Origin of the sequence: Paeniclostridium hominis (genome assembly GCF_014306135.1) — a bacterium.
Taxonomy (GTDB): Bacteria; Bacillota; Clostridia; order Peptostreptococcales; family Peptostreptococcaceae; genus Paraclostridium; species Paraclostridium hominis.
On sequence record NZ_JACRWD010000001.1, the window covers coordinates 338,072 to 358,625 of the forward strand.

The following is a 20,554-nucleotide window of genomic DNA, read 5'->3' on the forward strand; positions in this document are numbered from 1 at the left end:
GCAACTATGAAATTTGAAACTTTAGGAAGACATATATTAGTAGAGTATTACAACTGTAATGAGGATATATTAAGAGATCCAAAGCTTATAGAAAAATTCATGAACGATTCGGCGCTAAATGCAAAAGCTACAATAGTTGATTCGGTATTTCATCACTTTAATCCATGGGGGGTTTCAGGAGCTGTTATAATAGCTGAATCTCATTTAACTATACACACATGGCCAGAATACGGATATGCATCAGCTGATTTTTTCACTTGTGGAGATATAGATCCTTGGAAAAGTTTTGAACTATTAGAAGAATTGTTACAAGCAGAAAGAAGTGAATCAACAGAGATACCAAGAGGTTTAACTTCTAAAATACAGAAATTTGCAAAAAAAGATTTAGGCAATATTACTCATAAGCCACAAGAAGATCAAGAAGCTATATAAATAAAAATCACCTAAATTAAATAAAAATAAACAAATAAAAAATTAAATTCAAATTAAATTATAACATACAAATAAAATATGGTCAAAAGACCAGTAAAATAGACAAATAAAAACATAAATATAAATAAAATAAAAAATTAAATTCAAAAATTTGGAGGACTTAGGTTATGGAACTTTGGTATACAGAAGAATGGACAGATAATGTACGTTTTTCAATAAAGGTAGATAAACACTTATTTAGTGAACAATCAAACTTTCAAAGAGTAGATGTATTTGATAGTAAGGAATTTGGAAAGTTTTTAACATTAGATGGGTTAATGATGGTAAATTATAAAGACGAATTTATATATCACGATATGATAGTTCATGTTCCTATGGCTACTAATATGAATATAAAAAAAGTATTAGTTATAGGTGGCGGTGATGGTGGTACTGTAAGAGAACTTACTAGATATCCTCAAATAGAAAAAATAGATATGGTTGAAATAGATAAAATGGTAGTAGATGCATCTAAAGAGTATATAGATATATGTGCTTGCAAGTTAGATGATCCTAGAGTTAATTTATATTTTGAAGATGGAGTAGCTTTTGTAAAAAATTCAAAAGATAAATCTTATGATTTAATAATAGTTGATTCAACAGATCCTATAGGACCTGGAGAAGGATTATTTTCAGTTGACTTTTATAAAGACTGCTACAGAGTACTAAGTGATGAAGGAATACTTGTAAATCAAAATGAAAGTCCATACTTTGACTTTAATGCTAAAGAAATGAAAAGAGCAAATGAAAAAATTAAAAATTTATTCCCTATAGTTAAGGTTTACCAAGCTCATATACCAACTTATCCATCAGGACATTGGTTATTTGGATTTGCATCTAAGAAATACGATCCGATAAATGATCAAAATAAAGAAGATTGGGAAAAACTAGGTTTAAAAACTAAATATTACAACAGTAACATCCATAGTGGAGCATTTATGTTACCTCAATATGTAGTGGATATGTTAAATGAAAAATAAGTTTTATAATACACCAACATTTATGTCTATGGAAGATGATTACAATGAAAGTAAACTTATAGTATTTGGAGCAGGTTTTGATGGAACTACTTCAAATAGACCAGGAACTAGATTTGCATCATCTTCTATGAGACCTGAATTTTACGGACTTGAAACATATAGCCCAATTCTTGATTTAGATATGGATGATTATAAAATTTGTGATATTGGAGATTTAGAACTTAGTATAGGAAATACGGATAAGGTTTTAGATGAAATATATAAAGGAACGAAAGCTATTGTGGATGATGGGAAAGTTCCTTTTATGATCGGTGGAGAACATTTAGTAACTTTACCATCATTTAAAGCAGTTTATGAAAAATACAAGGATATATATGTACTTCATTTTGATGCGCATACAGATTTAAGAGACGAGTATAATAATAACAAAAATTCTCATGCTACAGTTATAAAGCGTATTTGGGACATTGTAGGAGATGAAAAAATATTTCAGTTTGGAATAAGATCTGGAACTAAAAAAGAGTTTGATTTTGCTTTAAAAGAAAAGCATACATACATGGAAACTCATACAATAAATACTTTTTTAGATATAGTTAAATCTTTAGAAGGTAAGAATGTATATTTAACTATTGATTTAGATGTATTAGATCCATCGATATTTCCAGGTACTGGAACCCCAGAGCCGGGAGGTATAAGTTATAGAGAATTTGAAGAGGTATTTAAGGTACTTAAAAATTCAAATATAAATTTAGTAGGATTAGATATTGTAGAACTTAGCCCAGATTATGATAATACAAATGTATCCACAGTTGTTGCATGCAAGATTTTAAGAGAATTAGCACTTATAGTAAGCGATAAAATAAATAGATAAACTTAGGAGGAATTTAAAAATGGCAAGACACTTATTTACATCGGAATCAGTTACAGAAGGGCATCCAGATAAAATATGTGATCAAATATCAGATGCAATATTAGATGCACTTTTAGAAAAAGACCCACTAGCAAGAGTTGCTTGTGAGACTACAGTTACAACAGGATTAGTACTAGTAGCGGGAGAAATAAGTACTAATACTTACGTTGACATACCTAAATTAGTTAGAGAAACAGTTAAAGGTATAGGGTATACTAGAGCAAAGTTTGGATTTGATGGAGATACTTGTGCAGTTATAACTTCTATCGATGAACAATCAGGAGATATAGCTATGGGCGTTGATGAAGCTTTAGAAAATAGAAGTGGAGAATTAAGTGAAGATGAGATAGAGAAAATAGGTGCGGGAGACCAAGGAATAATGTTTGGGTTTGCATGTAATGAAACTGAAGAATTAATGCCACTTCCAATATCTTTAGCTCATAAGTTAGCAAGAAGATTAACTGAAGTTAGAAAAAATGGAGAGTTAAGTTATTTAAGACCAGATGGAAAAACTCAAGTTACAGTTGAATATGATAAAGATAAAGCTATTAGAGTTCATACTGTATTAATATCTACTCAACATGGAGAAGATGTAGACAATGATACAATAAGAAGAGATTTAATAGAAAAAGTTATAAAAGAAGTTATACCAAGTGATTTATTAGATGAGGAAACTAAAATATACATAAATCCAACAGGAAGATTTGTTATAGGTGGACCTCAAGGGGATACAGGACTTACTGGGAGAAAAATAATAATAGATACTTACGGTGGATATTCTAGACACGGTGGAGGAGCTTTCTCTGGAAAAGACCCTACAAAGGTTGATAGATCAGCGGCTTATGCTGCCAGATATGCTGCTAAAAATATAGTTGCTGCAGGACTTGCAGATAAGTGTGAAATAGAACTTGCTTATGCTATAGGTGTTGCTAGACCTTTATCTATATTTATAGATACTTTTGGAACTGGAAAAGTTAGTGATGAAGTTTTAGTTGATTTAGTTAATAAAAACTTTGATTTAAGACCAGGAGCAATAATAAGAGATTTAGGCTTAAGAAAGCCTATGTATAAAAATGTTGCAGCATATGGACATTTTGGAAGATGTGACTTGGATTTACCTTGGGAGAGAACTGATAAAGCTAACTTTTTAAAAGAACAAGCTGGAATATAATTATAGAATTTAGATAAAAAAGGATGTCATTAAATTTGACATCCTTTTTTACTTGAATTTTGAGATTTGCTGAATAATATTATGAAATGATTACATATATATAAATAGGATAGAAATAAATTGTAAAATAAAAAAATTTAAGTATACCAAAATTTTAAAGAATAAATTATACTATATAAATATACATTACATAAAAATTAGACTAATCGGATATATACTAGGAGGTAAAGACATTGAAGTTAAAAAAAATGGGGATGCGGACTATAAAAACAGGTATAGCAATAATGATATGTCTGTTATTAGGAAAGTTCCTTGTTCAAAAATTATTTTACTGTGCAATAGCTTGTGTAATTTCGGTTCAAGACACAGTAAAGGGTTCTATGAAAGTAGGATTAAATAGAGTAAAAGGAACAATTGTAGGTGGGATAATCGGATTTTTATTTGCTTTAATTCAACCAGGAGAGCCTATTTTATGTGGTATAGGTATAATGCTTACAATTTATACTTGTAATATGTTAAAAATAAGTTCAGTAGTAGTATCTTGTGTAACATTTTTAGCAATACATTTAGGTGTTGGTACATATAATCCGGCATATTACTCAGTTCACAGGGTTATAGATACTTCAGTGGGAGTAATTATAGGTGTTGTAACAAACTACTTAATAGCCAGACCCAATTATTTAGCAAAAACAATAGCTGAATTTAAAAATATAGAAAAATCTGCAATACAACTTATAGAATCTAAAATCGTAAACGAGGAAGATTTAGACATAAACTTATTTAAGAAAAATATACAACAACTTGATAAAATATATTCAAAATTAACAGATGAACTAGATTATGGTGGAAAGCATGATGCGGATATAGAAAATTTAGAAAAATCAATAAATATATGTAGAGAAATTTATTTTCACATGCAATCAATAGAATTACTAGAAAGTAAACTGTATTTAAATAAAGATAACTATAATGCATTAAGAGAGTTATACAATACAGAAGAAATAAGTTTTGATGTTGAAGAAAATAAAAGTCCTGTATTTAATTATCATCTAAGCAAAATAATAGAAGAAATTAAAACCTTAAAAGAATTTAATAAATCTATTGAATAAAACTCCTAAGCTTTTAAAAGCTTAGGAATTTTTATGTTATAATAATAAATTGTTAATAATTATAGCGAGCATAAATAAAATGTAAGGAAGTGAATTTGTGAAAATTAATAAAAAAATTATAGTAATCTTATTACTAATTATATTTATTCCAGTAGGAATATTAACATTTATGATAAAAGAAAATCATAAAAAAGAACAAATCTCAAAGAAAGAAGCAAAACAAGAAGCTTTAAAAAATGAAAAATCTATGAATATTGCTTTATTTGGACTAGATAGAAGAAGTAAAGAAGAAAAATCAAGAGCAGACTCTATAATGGTTGCAAATATAAACTTTGAAACAAAAACAATAAACCTAGTATCCATACTTAGAGATACCTTAGTAGATATAAAAGGTCATGGAAGAGATAAGTTAAATCATTCATATGCTTATGGAGGACCTGAACTTTCAATGGAAACTATAAATTTAAATTTTGACTTAGATATAAATAAATATGTAAGTGTAGACTTTTTTAGTTTAGCAAAGGTAATTGATATAATAGGTGGAGTAGATATAGATTTAAAAGATTATGAAGCAAATCAAATAAATCAAAACTTAAATGAAATAAATAACATAGAAAAATTACCAGCGGGAACTGATTATATACAAGGGAGTGGCTTAAAAACTTTAAACGGTAGACAAGCTGTGGCTTATTGTAGAATAAGAAAAGTAGGTAATGGAGATTACGAAAGAACTCAAAGACAAAGAAATGTATTAAAAGCTATACTTGTAAAATATGAAAAGTTAGATTCAGGTAAAAGGTTTGAAGTAAGTATGGAGATGATGTCTCAAGTAACTACTAATATACCTATAAATGATATAAAAGAGCTACAAAGTAAAATCTTAAATGACAAAGATTTTACTATAAATCAACATATGATACCATTTGAAGGAAGTTTTGAAACTAAAATTATAGATGAAAAATGGGTAATAGATGCAAATATGCAAGAAAATATCAAACAAATTCATGAATATCTAAAATAAAAAGACGAGTGTCAGTGGAGCACTCGTCTTTTCCAAAGGAGAAATAAGTATAGTATATTTAGTGATATAATTAAAAATTTATTTGAAATTATATTAACATTATAGACAATTATTATATTTATATACAAAAAATTTTCTATAAATAATAAATGTATTTTAATATTTAAATTTAAGTATATCTATATGATTCTAATTATCTTTTAATGAATTAAGCACATTACACATTGTACTTATTTCATCCTTGCTTAAATCATCAAAGTTTTCTAATCTATTTACGATATCAAGTATAACCATATCTTTATATTCATCTTTACTAAATCTAGCACCAATAAATACATCTTTTATACTATCTTCTAAGATAGAATAATTATTTTTCTTTTTATGGTGATGATGCCTTATATTTTCTTTCTTTATAAAATATGTAGATAAAGTAGAAGTCAAAGAGCCTATAAAGCCAATACCAAATATCATAAGAATAGATGCAACAATTCTGCCAGAAAAAGTCTTTGGGCAAATATATCCATATCCAACTGTAGTGACAGTAACTATACTCCACCAAAGGGAATCACCTATATTCCATTTTTCAAAATAACTCATAGCAATAGAACTTAAAAATATTATAATCAAAGCTATAAATAAAGTATAACTAAAATTATTTGTTCTCATAAATCTATAAAAATTACTATTACTTCTTTTTACTATAGCTACTATCCTCAACACCATAACTAACTTTAATAAAATTATATATTTACTATCTAAATGAAAAACTCCTAAATTAGATAGTAGTATAAAAAATGTATGAAAAGGTATAATAGAGATTAAATCTATTATATTATTCTTAATAAATATTTTTTTATCAGTACTTATAAAAAAGCGAATTACAAAATCTATAACGAATATTGCCCAAATTGTATAGGCTATATTTGTTAAAATTATTTCCGAATTATAACCTAATTTTAGTGTTAATTGAACTATTAAAATAGTAGCAATTGCCAGTGAAAGAAACGCCATAGTTATATTATAAATAATGCGTTTTTTTCTCGTCATAACTATCAAAATTCATATCTCCATTCTATCTACTTAATTTTAAATAATATATACTACATATTTTAAATTAAAATATGTAGACTGTCAAAAGAAGGAATTATATGTTTTTCAAATAATATACATTTATATAAAAGTATTTAAAATTAAGGAATATAAAGACTATATAGAGGTGATAGATGTGGGAATTGATAGTAAATACAATATAAAAATAGGTAACTTTAAAAAAGGTAAAAATAACTTAATAACAGATATAGATGGAGTTAAAGTAGGTCATGTTACACTGGATAAAGGAGATATAAAAACTGGAGTAACGGCTATACTTCCTCATAGTGAAAATATATTTAAAGAAAAAGTAATGGCATCTTCTTATGTAATAAATGGTTTTGGAAAAAGTATGGGACTTATACAGATAGAGGAATTAGGAAATATAGAAACTCCTATTATACTAACTAATACTTTAAGTATAGGGACAGCTTGTAATGGACTTATTAAGTATATGCTAAGTGAAAATGAAGATATAGGTGATACAACTGGTACTGTAAATCCTATAGTACTAGAATGTAATGATGGATTTTTAAATAATATAAGAAGATTTTCTTTAAAAGAAGAGCATGTATTAGATGCTATAAAAAATGCAAAAGAAATATTTGATGAGGGATCAGTAGGGGCTGGAACAGGAATGAGTTGTTATCAACTTAAAGGAGGCATAGGGTCATCTTCAAGAATTATAAAATTAGATGAAAAAGAATATACATTAGGTAGTTTAGTATTATCAAATTTTGGACTTAAAGAAGATTTAATGATAAATGGAGAAAAATTAATAAAAGAGACATTTGACAATGAAATTTTAGAACTTGAAAAAGGATCTATAATAATTATAATAGCAACAGATATACCACTAAGTGAAAGGCAATTAAAGAGATTATCAAAAAGAGCTAGTATATCACTTGGAAGAACAGGATCTCATTTAGGAAATGGAAGTGGTGATATAGTTGTTACATTTACAACACGAAATAAAATAAATCATTATGAAAAAAGAGATATAGTAGACATTAACATAATAAATGAAAATAAAATAGATTTAGTATTTAGAGCTTTAATAGAATCTGTTGAAGAATCTATTATTAGTTCAATGATAAACTCAAAAGAAACTATAGGAAGAAAAAATAATACAAGAAAAAGTATACTGGAATATTTAAATAAAACTGTTTAAAAATACTTAGGTTGGTTATATATATAATATCATAAAAATTTCTGCCATAGACAAATTTAAAATAATTTCAAGCGCATAAAACAAGGTTTTGAGATATAATCATTTGCCTTGTTTTATTTTTTGAAAAATTAAATATAAATAAAGTTATTTAAATATTTTACTACCTAAAAAGTTATTAAGATTATTTTTTAATTCTAATACATTAATACAATCTACAATTTATTTTACTATACTTGTATCTATTAAGTCATTTACTAAATCTCAAACAATTAATACTCATAAATTCATTTATAGATTGACCAATCTTTGTATTGTTTATATTATTTACTGCGTCTTTTACTTTTTTATTATAAAAGTTTTTTTTGACTACATCCAACTATATTTATAGAACTAAAGATATACTTAACATTAAAATTAACTTTTTATTTAATCTCATTATAACTTTGTAGATTATTTGGCAAAAACATATTGATATATTAAATTTAACTAATAATTAATAATCCTTAAATTTTTAAAGTCAAAATAAGTGTTTATAATAATTAAGAAAAAAAAGGGAACTATACAAATATAAGGTAGATTAATTTCTAAGAAAGGAGAAACTAGATAATCTAGTTGAAAATTTTATGAATGAATCATATTGGATGTTAAGTTCTAAAGGATTAGATTTTGAAAGTTTAAAAGAAGATTTAGAGATAGACACACTTATAATAGGCGGAGGTATAGTTGGACTTACTACAGCTTATTTATTAGCTAAAAAGGGTATTGAAACAGCTATAGTAGAAACAAATAAAATAGGTTGTGGAAGTTCTGGAAGAAATACAGGTAAAATTACTTCTCAACATGGAATAATTTATTCAAAAATAAGAGATAAGTATGGCTTAGATAGTGCAAAGTTATATTATGAAGGAAATGAAAAAGCTATAGATTTAATAGAAGAAATAATAAAAGATAATAAAATAGAATGTAGTTTTGAAAGGTTGTCTTCATATATATATGCAGATAATGAAAATTATATAGAAGAGTTAAAAGAAGAATTTAGTACTTGTGATAACCTAGGTATAAAATGTAAGTATCACGACACATTAGATATTCCTTTTGAGGTAAAAGGAGCTATAGAATTTTTTAATCAAGCTCAATTTAATCCAAAAAAATATTTAGATGAATTAACTAAAGTATGTCTAAAACTAGGAGTGAAAATTTATGAACATACTCCTATTGTAGATTATGAAAAAGAAAATATTTACAAGGTAAAAACTAAGGATCATAAAACAATAAGTGCATTAAATATTGTTATGGCTTCACATTTTCCATGGTATGATGGACTAAATTTTTACTTTGCAAAAGAAAAAGGAGAAAGGTCTTATTTATTAGGTGGTGAATATAAAGCAAAAATACCAAGAGGTATGTATCTAAATGTAGAGGAAAATGGAATTACATTTAAAACATATATAGGAGAAGGTAAAAAATTAATTATAGCAGGTGGAGGAGACCACAAAGTTGGACAATGTAGCAATGAAGAAGCTATTTACGAAAAGTTAAAAACTAAACTAGGAGAAAAATTTAAGGTAAGTGAATTTAAATACAAATGGTCAGCTCAAGATTATATAAGCTTTGATAATATGCCATATATAGGTTATGTAAATAAAAGAGAAGATAATGTTTATGTAGCAACAGGATTATGTAAGTGGGGAATGAGCAATGGAACATTAGCTTCTATTATAATAAAAGATTTAATGTGTTATAGGAAATCTGATTATGAAAATATATTTAAACCTACTAGAACAGGTAGTTTATTAACTACACAGTTTGTAACAGAAAATTTAAATGTAGGAAAAGAGTATATAAAAGGAAAACTTAAAGTTGGAGATACAGATTTTAATGTAGATAAAGGAGAAGGAAAAGTAGTCAATGTAGATGGTAAAAGGTGTGGAGCTTATAGAGATAGTGATGGAAAGGTATATATAGTAGATATAACTTGTACTCATTTAGGTTGTGAATTAACTTTTAACTCTGTTGAAAAAACATGGGACTGTCCATGTCATGCATCTAGATTTGATTATAGGGGAAATGTAATTGAAGGTCCTGCTCTTAAAAACTTAAATAGATACGATGATGAAAAAAATGATGTAAACCCTAAATTAATTTAAAAATAAAAGGACTAATTAAATTATAGATAAATATATATATATATATAAAAGAATAGATTTAGGGGGGGAGATTGAACTTGAATAAAGCAATAGAAGTAACTAGAGGCAGTTTAATTGAATGTACTCACAGTGTACATATAGCTGTAGTAAATTCAGAGGGGGAACTTATATATTCTCTAGGAAATCCTAAAAAAGTAATATATGCAAGATCATCAGTAAAACCAATACAAGCTATACAGGTTTTAGAAACTAAAGCAGATAAAAGATTTAATATAAGTGATAGAGAAATATCTTTTATGTGCTCATCTCATTCAGGAGAACCATATCATGTAGAGTGTACCAGAGAAATATTAAAAAAAGCTGATATAAGCGTAGATAAGTTAAAATGTGGTATACATGTCCCTGGCAATAGTCAAATCTATAAAGAATTAATAGAAAGTAAAGAACCTTTAACTCAAGAACATAATAATTGTTCTGGAAAACATAGTGGAATGTTAATATCTGCTAAAAATTTAAATGAAGATTTAGAAACATACCTAGATATAAATCATCCAGTTCAACAAAGAATTTTAGACAATATATCTTTTGTTTGTAATTACAACAAAGAAGATATAATAATTGGTATTGATGGATGTGGAGCACCAGTTCATGCTATGCCTTTAGAAAAGTTTGCTTATGGATTTTCAAGATTAGCAGATTCTAAAAAGTTAGGCCAAAAAGAAGAATATGTAAATAAAATAACATCATCTATGATGAAGTATCCTGAAATGGTTGCAGGAAGAGATAGATTTTGTACTGCACTTATGAGAGTTTGTGGAGATAGAATATTTGGTAAAGCAGGAGCACAGGGAGTATATTTAGTTGGAGATAAAAATAATAAACTTGGAATAGCGATAAAAGTTGATGATGGCTCAGGTCAAGCAAGTGCATGTGCTACTATGGAAGTCTTAAGACAGCTTAATTTAATAAATGAAAAAGAGTTAAAAGAACTAGAAAAGTTTGCAAACCCAAAACTATTAAACGCCCGAAAAGATATAATTGGAGAAATGAGACCAAATTTTAAGTTAAATACTTTAGTTAATGTGGAGGGATAAATATGAAACCTTTAATAGGGGTATTGGGAAGATTAGCAACTATAGATTCAGGAGCCTTTAATGGTCTTGAAAGAATAAATCTTACAAATGCTTATATAAATGCAATTGAAAAGGCAGGAGGAGTACCAATTGTTATTCCTGCAAATACAAACAAAGAAAATATAAAAGCACAAGTAAGTGCTATGGATGGGATAATTATATCTGGAGGAGATGATGTAAATACAAATATATATAAAGAAGAGCCTTTTAAAGAACTTGGATATATAAATCCAATATTAGATGAATTTGATATAGAGGTAACAAAGATAGCATTAGAATTGGATAAACCAATTCTTGGAATATGTAGAGGATTACAAGTATTAAATGTAGCATTAGGAGGTAGCTTATATCAAGATTTAAAATATATAAAAGGATGTCATATAAAACATAATCAAGAAACAAAACCTTACTTAGGAACTCATTATATAGATATAAAAGAAAATTCAATATTAAAAGATATAATAAAAGATAAAGTATTAGTAAATAGTTATCATCATCAAAGTATAAAAACTCTAGGAAGTAATTTAAAAGTAATAGCATATTCAAATGATGGGGTAATAGAAGCTGTCCAAAAGGAAAATGAAAAATTTGTATTGGGTGTTCAGTGGCATCCAGAACTGATGGTAGATTATAGTTCTCATATGCTTAATTTATTTAAGAGATTTATAGATGAATGTAGATAAAATTTAAATAAAAAAATAAAAACCGATAGATAATAAGTCTCTATCGGTTTTTATTTAGTGATGTATTCAAATTATATGAATTATATCATAATTGTTAAGCGTTTGCAACAGAATAAGATACTACAATTAAATCACAAATACATATGAAAGTCATAATATAACATATAAAGTTTATTTATATGGACATTAATGCTTAAATTATAAAAATTATTGCGATTAATGCTATGTTTATATACTAGACATTGATATTTAAAATAATATATACTAAAATTACGTATATATTATTGGATAATGAAATTTTAAGTGAAAAGAGGCGCATAGATATGAAAAAAGTAAACGTTGCGATAGTTGGAGCCACTGGTATGGTTGGAAGAACTTTTTTAAAGGTATTAGAAGAGAGAAATTTCCCAATAGATAATCTATATTTATTTTCTTCAGCTAGATCAGCAGGATCTAAAGTAGAATTTAAAGGAAAAGAATATACAGTAGAAGAACTAAATGAAAATTCATTTGATAGAGATATACAAATAGCGCTTTTCTCAGCGGGAGGAAGTATAAGTGAAAAATACGCACCGATAGCTGCATCAAAAGGTGTAGTTGTTGTAGATAACTCAAGTGCATGGAGAATGGATGAAAATGTACCTTTAGTAGTTCCTGAAGTTAACCCAGACGCTGTTAAAGAACATAAAGGTATAATAGCAAATCCAAATTGTTCTACTATACAAGCAATGGTGCCGTTAAAACCTCTTAATGATAAATACAATATAAAAAGAATAGTATATTCAACATATCAAGCAGTATCAGGTTCTGGAGTAAAAGGAACTAAAGACTTAGAAGATGGAATAAAAGGATTAGAAAATAAATTCTATCCACATCCTATAGCATATAACTGCTTACCACACATAGATGTATTTATGGATAATGGATATACAAAAGAAGAAATGAAAATGATAAATGAAACTATGAAAATTTTAAATGACTATGATTTAAAAATCACAGCAACTACAGTAAGAGTACCTGTAGTAAATGGACATAGTGAATCTATAAATGTAGAGTTTGAAAAAGATTTTGATATAGAAGAATTAAAAGCTTTACTAGCAAACTCACAAGGATTAGAATTAGTAGATGATATAGAAAATAATGTATATCCTACTGCTTTTGAACTTAGTGGAAGAGATGAAGTATTTGTAGGTAGAGTAAGAAGAGATTTTAGCGTAGACAGCGGTATAAATATGTGGGTAGTAGCTGACAATATAAGAAAAGGTGCTGCTACAAATGCTGTACAAATTGCTGAACTTCTTTTAAAATATGATTTAGTATAAAAATTAGGAGGTATTGAGTATGTTATTTAAGGGTTCTGGAGTTGCTTTAGTTACTCCTTTTAACGAAGATGGTGTAGATTTTGAAAAACTTGGAGAATTAATAGAATATCATATAGAAAACAACACAGATGCATTAATAGTTTGTGGAACTACTGGAGAATCTACAACGATGTCTGATGAAGAACAATTTGCTGTAATAGATTTTACTGTAAAAAAAGTTAATAAAAGAATACCAGTTATAGCAGGAACAGGTTCTAATGATACTATGCATTCAGTTTACTTATGTCAGGAAGCTGAAAAATTAGGAGCAGATGGACTTTTAGTAATAACTCCTTATTACAATAAAACAAATCAAAGAGGTCTTAAACTTCATTTTGAGACTATTGCAGCTAGTACAGAATTACCAATTATATTATACAATGTTCCAGGAAGAACAGGAGTTAATATAAAACCTAGTGTAATAGCAGAACTTGCAAAAATAGAAAATATAGTAGCTGTTAAAGAAGCTAGTGGAGATATAGCACAAGTTGCAGAAATTGCTAGATTAGTGCCAGAAAGTTTTGCGATATATTCAGGAAACGATGATTCTATATTACCACTTTTATCACTTGGTGGAGTTGGAGTTATATCAGTAGTTGCAAATATTTGCCCAAAAGAAACTCATGATTTAGTAGAAAAGTTCTTAAATGGTGATGTTAAAGGTTCAAGAGACCTACAATTGGGTATGAAAGCATTAATAGATAAATTATTTATAGAAGTTAATCCTATACCAGTAAAAACTGCTATGAATATATTAGGATTTGAAGTTGGAGATTTAAGATTACCACTTGCTCCTATGGAAGAAAATAATTTGAAAGCTTTAAGAGATGAACTTGTAAACTACGGTTTTGAGTTTTAGGAGGATTAAAATGATAAAGGTTATAGTAAATGGTTCACTTGGTAAGATGGGAAAAGTTCTTACAAGATGTGTAAATGAAGATAAAGATACAGAGTTAGTTTGTGGGTGTTCTATGCCAACAGGAGAAACTCCTGACTATAAATTATATAATAAAATGAGTGAAATAAAAGAAGAAGCTGATGTTATAATAGACTTTTCACATTTCTCTGCACTTGATGATGTGTTAGGTTATGCGCTTAAAACAAAAACACCTTTAGTAATAGCTACAACAGGATTTACTAAAGATCAATTAGAACAAATAAAAGAAGCTTCAAAAATAATACCAATATTCCATTCTTCTAATATGTCTTTAGGAGTTAATGTAATGCTAAAACTTGTAAAAGAAGCGGCAAAGGCATTAAAGGGATTTGATATAGAAATAATAGAAAAGCATCACAATAAAAAAGTTGATGCACCAAGTGGAACAGCTATAATGGTAGCCAATGCAGTTAAAGAAGTTTTACCAGAAGTTACTTATAACTACGGAAGACACGGAAGAGACGCCAAGAGAATGGAAAATGAAGTTGGTATACATGCTGTAAGAGGTGGAACAATAGTTGGAGAACACGAAGCTATATTTGCAGGATTAGATGAGGAAGTTATGATAAGTCATAGAGCTCAATCTAAAGATATATTTGCAAATGGAGCTATAACAGCAGCTAAGTATTTAGTTAATAAAGAAGCTGGATACTACAACATGGACGATATGCTAAGCTAATTAGGAGGTAACGAATGATAAATTTAAATGACGCATACGAAATAGCAAGATATATAAAGACAGTTGAGAAGAAAACTCCTGTAAAAGTTTATGTGAACGGAGATTTAAAAGCTGAGTCAACTGAAGATTACAAAGTGTTTGGAAACAACGGTTCATTCACTATAATAGGAGACTATGAGGCTATAAAGCCAGTTTTAGATGCTCAAAAGGATAAATTAGTTGATATACATATGGAATATGACAGAAGAAATTCTGCAATACCAATGTATAACTATTTACATGAGCATGCAAGAATAGAGCCAGGTGCTTATATAAGAGATATGGTTACTATAGGTAAAAATGCTGTAGTAATGATGGGAGCAGTTATAAACATAGGAGCAGTAGTTGGAGAAGGTTCTATGGTAGATATGAATGCTGTAATAGGAGCTAGAGGAACACTTGGTAAAAATGTTCACCTTGGAGCTGGAGCAGTAGTTGCAGGTGTATTAGAGCCACCTTCAGCAGATCCAGTTATTATAGAAGATAACGCAATGATAGGTGCTAATGCAGTAATACTTGAAGGTGTTAGAATCGGAGAAGGTGCAGTTGTTGCTGCTGGTTCTGTAGTTACTGAAAATGTTCCTGCTGGAGCAGTTGTTGCTGGTTCTCCTGCAAAAGTAATAAAAATGAAGGATGAAAAAACTGCTGATAAAACAAAATTAATGGACGATTTAAGAAACTTAGACTAATAAAAATAAGGTCATATAAATATGACCTTATTTTTTTATACTAATTTAAAGTTATTAAATCTAAAAACATCAAGTATTTTAGTTAGTTGACGTATAATTAATAGAACTATATGGTAGAGGTGATAAAATGATTGATAATATAGAATTATTTAAAATAGCATCTTTGATGTCTAATAATAGTTTTAGAAGTTGCAATTGTAGTAGTCGTAGTAACGGATTTGATATGTTGTTAATAAATTTACTAGAAGCGATAGCAAGTAAAAATCAAGTATATAATATTCAAAATGTAAACATTAATGGTGATATAAGTAAATCTGGGGTAAGTTGTAATTTAGCTAAAGAGTTAGATACGGTAAACTCTATACATAATAGCCATAAATTAAAGATATCTTCTAAAAATGAAGATATAAACACTAAAATAGAAAATGCTATATCTGTAGCATCAAAAAAGTATGGTGTTGATGAAAAATTGATAAAGTCAATAATAAAAGTTGAATCAGACTTTAATCCAAAAACTGAATCTTCAGCAGGAGCTAAAGGATTAATGCAGCTTATGCCGGAAAATTGTAGAGATTTAGGAATTACAGATCCATTTGATATTGAACAAAATATAGATGGTGGAACAAGGCACATTAAAGAGTATTTAGATAGATATCATGGCAATGTTGAGATGGCTTTAATGGCATATAATGGAGGTCCTACTAGAATGATGAGAAGGGGAGTTAGATCTTTAGAGGATATATATTTAATGCCAAAAGAAACTCAAAAATATGTTCCTAAAGTAATGAAATATTACAAAGGCTAAAATTTTATTTAACCTATATATAGTAGTATGTATGTTCCTTATTTATGGAGAAAAAATATGAAAAAAAGACAACTAAAAAAGATTAAGAAAAATATATTTTTGCATATACCAAGAAAAGACAATCTTACAGGTGTATACAATAAAAAGTATTTTTGTAATTATATAAAATGGAAGTCAAATGGAACTATAATAAGAGTTGAAATTGATGGAATAAACTTTATAAATATTAATTATGGAGTTGAAAAAGGTAATAAGATAATAAAATTTATAGCTAAAAATTTAAGTTATAAATGTAAAGATATGATTTTAGCTAGACTATCAAATTTTGCATTTGCTATATATACACCAAATGTAAATGAAGTATATATTAAAAATTTTATGAATAATATAATGGCTACATTGTTAGATAAAGTTGAAAATAAGTATAAGATATATATTCAATTTAATATTGCAGCTGTTATATATAAAGACAAAGATTTAAATATAGAAGATGCTACCAGTAAATTGGAAGTTTGCATGTCTAGTTTGTCAAAAAAAAGAAGTGGATTTGAAATTTATAATGAAAGATATGATGATTATATAAGTATAAAATCTATAGAAGAAGCTATAAAAAAAGAAGAAATACAATTATATTATCAACCAAAAGTTGATTTGCAAAGTGGAGAGATAGTTGGAGTAGAAGCGTTGATAAGGTGGTTTAGCTTTGAACATGGATATATAAATCCAGAAAAACTAATAGCTTTTTCTGAAGAATATGGATATATAAATATACTTGGGAAATGGATATTGGAAAAAGCTTGTGAAGATATAAAATATTTAAATGAGATATTGAATACAGAAATAGATCTATCCGTTAATATATCCCCAAATCAACTAGATAATGAATTTTTTATTAAAGATTTGATAAACAGTATAAATAAAATAAACTTTAAATTTAACTTATTGAAACTAGAATTAACTGAGAGTGAAAATATAGAAGATATTATAAAAATAAATGATATAATAAACGAAATAAAAAGTACAGGGATAAAAATATCTATAGATGATTTTGGTAAAGGATTTAATTCTATAAATTATATAAAAAATTATAGTGTAGATGAAATAAAAATAGATAAATCATTAGTAGAATACATGAATGTAAATCCTATGTTTATCAAAAATTTAATAAAGATGATTCATACAACTAAAACAAAGGTTGTAGCAGAGGGAGTAGAAACTGAATCAGAATATTTAATGTTAAAAAATATAAAGTGTGATTTAGTACAAGGGTACTATTGTTATAAACCTATGAGTTTAAATGAATTAATAGATGTAGTAGGAAAAGGTAAATATAAAAGTATGACAAATTAGCTATAAGTTAATTTTATTAGAGGTTGATTATGAAAATAAGTGATTTTAAAATAGTGCAAGAAACTGCAAATATAGATACTAGAAAAATTAAACAGGGAATAAGTTTTAGTGAGAGTTTTAATCAAGTTAACAAATTAAAAACAAAAGAAGAAGTAGATAAATATTTAAATCAGATAAAAGAGATAGGTAAAAAGTTAATACATACAAAAGGGTATACAGATGTAATTAATTACAAACAAGTTATACAAAAATATTTAAAATCTGTGGTTGAATATGCTTATGAAATAGATAAAAAAGATAGTTTTTGGAATCAAAACTACTTTAGAACAGTAAATGTAGTAAATGAAAAATTAGAAAGTATAACTAGAGATTTTTTTAATGATGAAAAAGAAAATATAGATATGGCATCACAAATTGATGAAATTAATGGACTTTTAATTGATTTATATTTATAAGATATAAGGAGATAAATTTATGCAAAATGAAAAACAAACAAAAGAAGTTTATGAGCCTAAATTTGAACAATTAGAATTAGGCGAATTAGAACCTATAAATGCTATAGAATCTATATCTGAGGCTAAGATGGAGTTGGAAGTTTTAGTAGGATCTACTCGTGAAAAGATAGAAAAAATAGTGAATTTTAAGGTTGGAGATGTAATACAGCTTGAAAAAAGTTTAGAAGATCCTCTAGATATAAACGTAAATGGAGTTAATATAGCAAGTGGAGAAAGTATGATAATTCATGATAGAATAGCAGTAAGATTATCAAAAATAAAATCAATGCAAGAAGAATATTAAAATTCTTGAGGAGGTATATTTTGAAAGTTAGCAATGATGTGAAAGTAGCGTTCAATAATATATATAAAATGGATAAAATAAAAAATCATAATAATTATAAAAACAAAAATAATGCAGATACATTAGAAATATCTGAATTAGGTAAATATTTAAGCAAAGTTAATTCAAAAGAAGAATCAATAGATATGGAAAAAATTAATAGATTAAAAAAACAAATCGAAAGTGGAACTTACAAAGTAAATTCTAGAGACTTAGCAAAAAAGATAATTGAAAAACTTTAGGAGGAAAAAGATTTGAACCCTGAATTAAAAGTTGTAATATATGAACAAAGAAAGTTATTTAAAAAATTATTGGATTTATTAGATGAACAACATGAGTTCATTATTAATAAAGAAGTAACAAAAATGGATAAAATAGCTAAAGATTTAGAGAATATATCAAGGGATATAGCTAAGTTAGAAATACAAAGAAGAAATATAATTACAGAAGAAGTTAGTATGAGTTCTTTGATTGAAAATTGTGAAGATGAGAAAATTAAAGAAGCATATGAAGAAATAAAATCAAATATAAAAATGATTGAATTGCAAAAAGAAGCAAATCAAACTCTTTTAAAACAAAGATTATTTTTTACAAAAAAAATGATGAATGTTATAAAACCAAATCAAGGAATAGGTACTTACAATGCTTATGGGCAAGTAGGTAAATAGGAGAAATGGAGAGAAACTATGACAGGATTATTAGGTAGCTTACAATCAGCAAGAACAGGAATGAGTGTAAGTCAAGCATCAATACAAACAACTTCTCATAATATCAATAATATGAATACTCCTGGGTATTCAAGACAAAAAGTAGAACAAAGTGCAAGAAGTGCATATAGTTACCCAGGATACAACAGTACTTTAGGTGCAGGTCAACTAGGTACAGGAGTTGAAGCTACAGACATTACTAGAATAAGAAACACTTTTTATGATTTCCAATTTAGAAGTGAAAGTCATAATTATGGAGAAATAGAGATTAAATATGATCACTATACTACTATGGAAACTATATTTAATGAACCATCAGAAAATGGAATATCAGCATCTATAAATAACTTCTTTACAAGCTGGCAAGAGCTTTCTAAAAACCCAAAGGATAAGGGATCAAAAGATATAGTTATACAAAATAGTGACTATCTATCAAAAAAAATAAGTCAAGTTTATAATAAATTAGATAATTTAAGCGAAAGTGCACAAATAAAATTAAATGAAAATATAAAAGAAATAAACGGGAAACTAGATCAATTAAAAGAATTAGAAAGACATATCAAATTAGTTCAAGGTAGCGGGAAATCTCCTAATGACTTATTAGATGAAAGAGATAAAATTTTAGATGATCTAAGTTTTAAAATGAATATTCAAGATGAAAATGTTCAAAAATTATTAAAAGAAAAGCTAGAAAATGGAAAAGATATAACGGAAGCTGACCTTAAAGGTATAAAAGGTGTATCAGGTGAAATAAAAGGTTCGCTAGATATGATAGAGAAAATAAAAGGCTTTAAAGATGATGTGAAAAAACTAGCTGAAGGTATAACAGATAATGTAAATAAAACTTTAGGAATTGATTTTTTTGAAGTTGGAGATAAACCAATATTAAAAGTAAAAGATGATATATTAAGTAAAAAAACAGATATAAATATATCATCAGAAACAGCACAAAAGATGTATAAGTTAAAAGATGAGAAAGTTTCTATAGGTGGAGAAAACATGACTATCAATAACTTTTACAATGATATAATTCAAAGACTAGGAAATGAATCTCAAGAAGTTATAAGAAATGAAAAAAATCAAAGTAAAATTTTAAAAGATGTTGATAATTCAAGACTTAACGTATCTGGAGTAACTTTAGATGAAGAAATGATAAACTTAGTTCAATTCCAACATGCATATAATGCAAGTGCTAAAGTGATTTCAACTATAGACTCATTATTAAATGTTGTAATAAATGGATTAATAAGATAATTTAGGAGGCA

Annotated in this window: 22 protein-coding genes; 21 read left to right on the forward strand and 1 reads right to left on the reverse strand. The window is 27.2% G+C overall.

What is annotated here, in order from left to right:
• Window positions 1–6 precede the first annotated feature (6 nt).
• The 6 genes from speD to H8891_RS01655 all read left to right on the forward strand — a co-directional run bounded on the left by speD (window position 7) and on the right by H8891_RS01655 (window position 5,662).
• A complete protein-coding gene (gene speD, locus H8891_RS01630) occupies window positions 7–432 on the forward strand; it encodes an adenosylmethionine decarboxylase (protein WP_021128823.1) in 426 nt (141 codons plus the stop codon).
• 167 nt (window positions 433–599) lie between these two features.
• Window positions 600–1,451 (forward strand): polyamine aminopropyltransferase, encoded by an 852-nt coding sequence (gene speE, locus H8891_RS01635; RefSeq protein WP_055334767.1) that lies wholly within the window; start codon window positions 600–602, stop codon window positions 1,449–1,451.
• Entirely contained in the window at window positions 1,441–2,322 is an 882-nt protein-coding gene (gene speB, locus H8891_RS01640) for an agmatinase (RefSeq protein ID WP_057554467.1), read from the forward strand. Before speE ends, speB begins: the two co-directional genes overlap by 11 nt.
• Before the next feature lie 19 nt (window positions 2,323–2,341).
• Window positions 2,342–3,532 carry a methionine adenosyltransferase gene (gene metK, locus H8891_RS01645; RefSeq protein WP_187004914.1) on the forward strand — a complete coding sequence of 397 codons (1,191 nt, stop codon included), beginning with the start codon at window positions 2,342–2,344 and terminating at the stop codon, window positions 3,530–3,532.
• Between the two features lie 233 nt (window positions 3,533–3,765).
• Window positions 3,766–4,641, forward strand: coding sequence for an FUSC family protein (locus tag H8891_RS01650; protein ID WP_187004915.1), 876 nt, complete (start codon window positions 3,766–3,768; stop codon window positions 4,639–4,641).
• A gap of 97 nt (window positions 4,642–4,738) precedes the next feature.
• Window positions 4,739–5,662 carry an LCP family glycopolymer transferase gene (locus H8891_RS01655; protein WP_187004916.1) on the forward strand — a complete coding sequence of 308 codons (924 nt, stop codon included), beginning with the start codon at window positions 4,739–4,741 and terminating at the stop codon, window positions 5,660–5,662.
• Between the two features lie 189 nt (window positions 5,663–5,851).
• Here the strand turns inward: H8891_RS01655 and H8891_RS01660 are convergent, their stop codons facing one another.
• Window positions 5,852–6,709: a potassium channel family protein gene (locus H8891_RS01660; protein WP_243207790.1), complete on the reverse strand. Its 858-nt coding sequence runs from the start codon at window positions 6,707–6,709 to the stop codon at window positions 5,852–5,854.
• A gap of 178 nt (window positions 6,710–6,887) precedes the next feature.
• On the opposite strand from H8891_RS01660, the gene H8891_RS01665 reads away from it, so the two are divergent.
• The 15 genes from H8891_RS01665 to flgK all read left to right on the forward strand — a co-directional run bounded on the left by H8891_RS01665 (window position 6,888) and on the right by flgK (window position 20,543).
• On the forward strand, window positions 6,888–7,922 hold the full coding sequence (locus tag H8891_RS01665; protein WP_187004918.1) for a P1 family peptidase: 1,035 nt from the start codon (window positions 6,888–6,890) through the stop codon (window positions 7,920–7,922).
• Between the two features lie 623 nt (window positions 7,923–8,545).
• Window positions 8,546–10,069 (forward strand): FAD-dependent oxidoreductase, encoded by a 1,524-nt coding sequence (locus H8891_RS01670; protein ID WP_187004919.1) that lies wholly within the window; start codon window positions 8,546–8,548, stop codon window positions 10,067–10,069.
• 77 nt (window positions 10,070–10,146) lie between these two features.
• Entirely contained in the window at window positions 10,147–11,163 is a 1,017-nt protein-coding gene (locus H8891_RS01675) for an asparaginase (protein ID WP_207723528.1), read from the forward strand.
• Between the two features lie 2 nt (window positions 11,164–11,165).
• Complete coding sequence (locus tag H8891_RS01680) at window positions 11,166–11,885, forward strand: gamma-glutamyl-gamma-aminobutyrate hydrolase family protein (RefSeq protein WP_187004921.1); 720 nt, start codon at window positions 11,166–11,168, stop codon at window positions 11,883–11,885.
• A 323-nt stretch (window positions 11,886–12,208) separates the two neighbouring features.
• A complete protein-coding gene (locus H8891_RS01685; protein WP_187004922.1) occupies window positions 12,209–13,207 on the forward strand; it encodes an aspartate-semialdehyde dehydrogenase in 999 nt (332 codons plus the stop codon).
• Window positions 13,208–13,226: 19 nt separating this feature from the next.
• A complete protein-coding gene (gene dapA / locus H8891_RS01690) occupies window positions 13,227–14,105 on the forward strand; it encodes a 4-hydroxy-tetrahydrodipicolinate synthase (RefSeq protein WP_187004923.1) in 879 nt (292 codons plus the stop codon).
• Between the two features lie 10 nt (window positions 14,106–14,115).
• Window positions 14,116–14,862: a 4-hydroxy-tetrahydrodipicolinate reductase gene (gene dapB / locus H8891_RS01695; RefSeq protein ID WP_147545700.1), complete on the forward strand. Its 747-nt coding sequence runs from the start codon at window positions 14,116–14,118 to the stop codon at window positions 14,860–14,862.
• Window positions 14,863–14,876: 14 nt separating this feature from the next.
• Window positions 14,877–15,590 carry a 2,3,4,5-tetrahydropyridine-2,6-dicarboxylate N-acetyltransferase gene (dapD, locus tag H8891_RS01700; RefSeq protein WP_147545697.1) on the forward strand — a complete coding sequence of 238 codons (714 nt, stop codon included), beginning with the start codon at window positions 14,877–14,879 and terminating at the stop codon, window positions 15,588–15,590.
• 127 nt (window positions 15,591–15,717) lie between these two features.
• Window positions 15,718–16,395, forward strand: a complete 678-nt coding sequence (locus H8891_RS01705; RefSeq protein ID WP_187004924.1) for a lytic transglycosylase domain-containing protein — start codon at window positions 15,718–15,720, stop codon at window positions 16,393–16,395.
• Window positions 16,396–16,452: 57 nt separating this feature from the next.
• Entirely contained in the window at window positions 16,453–17,745 is a 1,293-nt protein-coding gene (locus H8891_RS01710) for a GGDEF domain-containing phosphodiesterase (RefSeq protein ID WP_187004925.1), read from the forward strand.
• A gap of 29 nt (window positions 17,746–17,774) precedes the next feature.
• Entirely contained in the window at window positions 17,775–18,200 is a 426-nt protein-coding gene (locus H8891_RS01715) for a YaaR family protein (protein WP_147545688.1), read from the forward strand.
• A gap of 19 nt (window positions 18,201–18,219) precedes the next feature.
• Window positions 18,220–18,543 carry a FliM/FliN family flagellar motor switch protein gene (locus H8891_RS01720; protein ID WP_147545683.1) on the forward strand — a complete coding sequence of 108 codons (324 nt, stop codon included), beginning with the start codon at window positions 18,220–18,222 and terminating at the stop codon, window positions 18,541–18,543.
• Window positions 18,544–18,563: 20 nt separating this feature from the next.
• Window positions 18,564–18,824, forward strand: coding sequence for a flagellar biosynthesis anti-sigma factor FlgM (gene flgM, locus H8891_RS01725; protein WP_187004926.1), 261 nt, complete (start codon window positions 18,564–18,566; stop codon window positions 18,822–18,824).
• Between the two features lie 12 nt (window positions 18,825–18,836).
• Complete coding sequence (locus H8891_RS01730) at window positions 18,837–19,250, forward strand: flagellar protein FlgN (RefSeq protein ID WP_147545677.1); 414 nt, start codon at window positions 18,837–18,839, stop codon at window positions 19,248–19,250.
• A gap of 18 nt (window positions 19,251–19,268) precedes the next feature.
• Window positions 19,269–20,543: a flagellar hook-associated protein FlgK gene (gene flgK, locus H8891_RS01735; protein WP_187004927.1), complete on the forward strand. Its 1,275-nt coding sequence runs from the start codon at window positions 19,269–19,271 to the stop codon at window positions 20,541–20,543.
• Window positions 20,544–20,554: the final 11 nt, after the last annotated feature.

Excerpts from the sequence above, each read along its gene's own strand:
- H8891_RS01705 (WP_187004924.1), top strand. The coding sequence starts at position 15,718 with ATGATTGATAATATAGAATTATTTAAAATAGCATCTTTGATGTCTAAT.
- speB (WP_057554467.1), top strand. The coding sequence starts at position 1,441 with ATGAAAAATAAGTTTTATAATACACCAACATTTATGTCTATGGAAGAT.
- metK (WP_187004914.1), top strand. The coding sequence starts at position 2,342 with ATGGCAAGACACTTATTTACATCGGAATCAGTTACAGAAGGGCATCCA.
- H8891_RS01670 (WP_187004919.1), top strand. The coding sequence starts at position 8,546 with ATGAATGAATCATATTGGATGTTAAGTTCTAAAGGATTAGATTTTGAA.
- H8891_RS01715 (WP_147545688.1), top strand. The coding sequence starts at position 17,775 with ATGAAAATAAGTGATTTTAAAATAGTGCAAGAAACTGCAAATATAGAT.
- dapB (WP_147545700.1), top strand. The coding sequence starts at position 14,116 with ATGATAAAGGTTATAGTAAATGGTTCACTTGGTAAGATGGGAAAAGTT.
- H8891_RS01680 (WP_187004921.1), top strand. The coding sequence starts at position 11,166 with ATGAAACCTTTAATAGGGGTATTGGGAAGATTAGCAACTATAGATTCA.
- dapD (WP_147545697.1), top strand. The coding sequence starts at position 14,877 with ATGATAAATTTAAATGACGCATACGAAATAGCAAGATATATAAAGACA.
- H8891_RS01720 (WP_147545683.1), top strand. The coding sequence starts at position 18,220 with ATGCAAAATGAAAAACAAACAAAAGAAGTTTATGAGCCTAAATTTGAA.
- speE (WP_055334767.1), top strand. The coding sequence starts at position 600 with ATGGAACTTTGGTATACAGAAGAATGGACAGATAATGTACGTTTTTCA.
- H8891_RS01660 (WP_243207790.1), bottom strand. The coding sequence starts at position 6,709 with ATGACGAGAAAAAAACGCATTATTTATAATATAACTATGGCGTTTCTT.
- dapA (WP_187004923.1), top strand. The coding sequence starts at position 13,227 with ATGTTATTTAAGGGTTCTGGAGTTGCTTTAGTTACTCCTTTTAACGAA.
- H8891_RS01710 (WP_187004925.1), top strand. The coding sequence starts at position 16,453 with ATGAAAAAAAGACAACTAAAAAAGATTAAGAAAAATATATTTTTGCAT.
- H8891_RS01685 (WP_187004922.1), top strand. The coding sequence starts at position 12,209 with ATGAAAAAAGTAAACGTTGCGATAGTTGGAGCCACTGGTATGGTTGGA.
- flgK (WP_187004927.1), top strand. The coding sequence starts at position 19,269 with ATGACAGGATTATTAGGTAGCTTACAATCAGCAAGAACAGGAATGAGT.
- speD (WP_021128823.1), top strand. The coding sequence starts at position 7 with ATGAAATTTGAAACTTTAGGAAGACATATATTAGTAGAGTATTACAAC.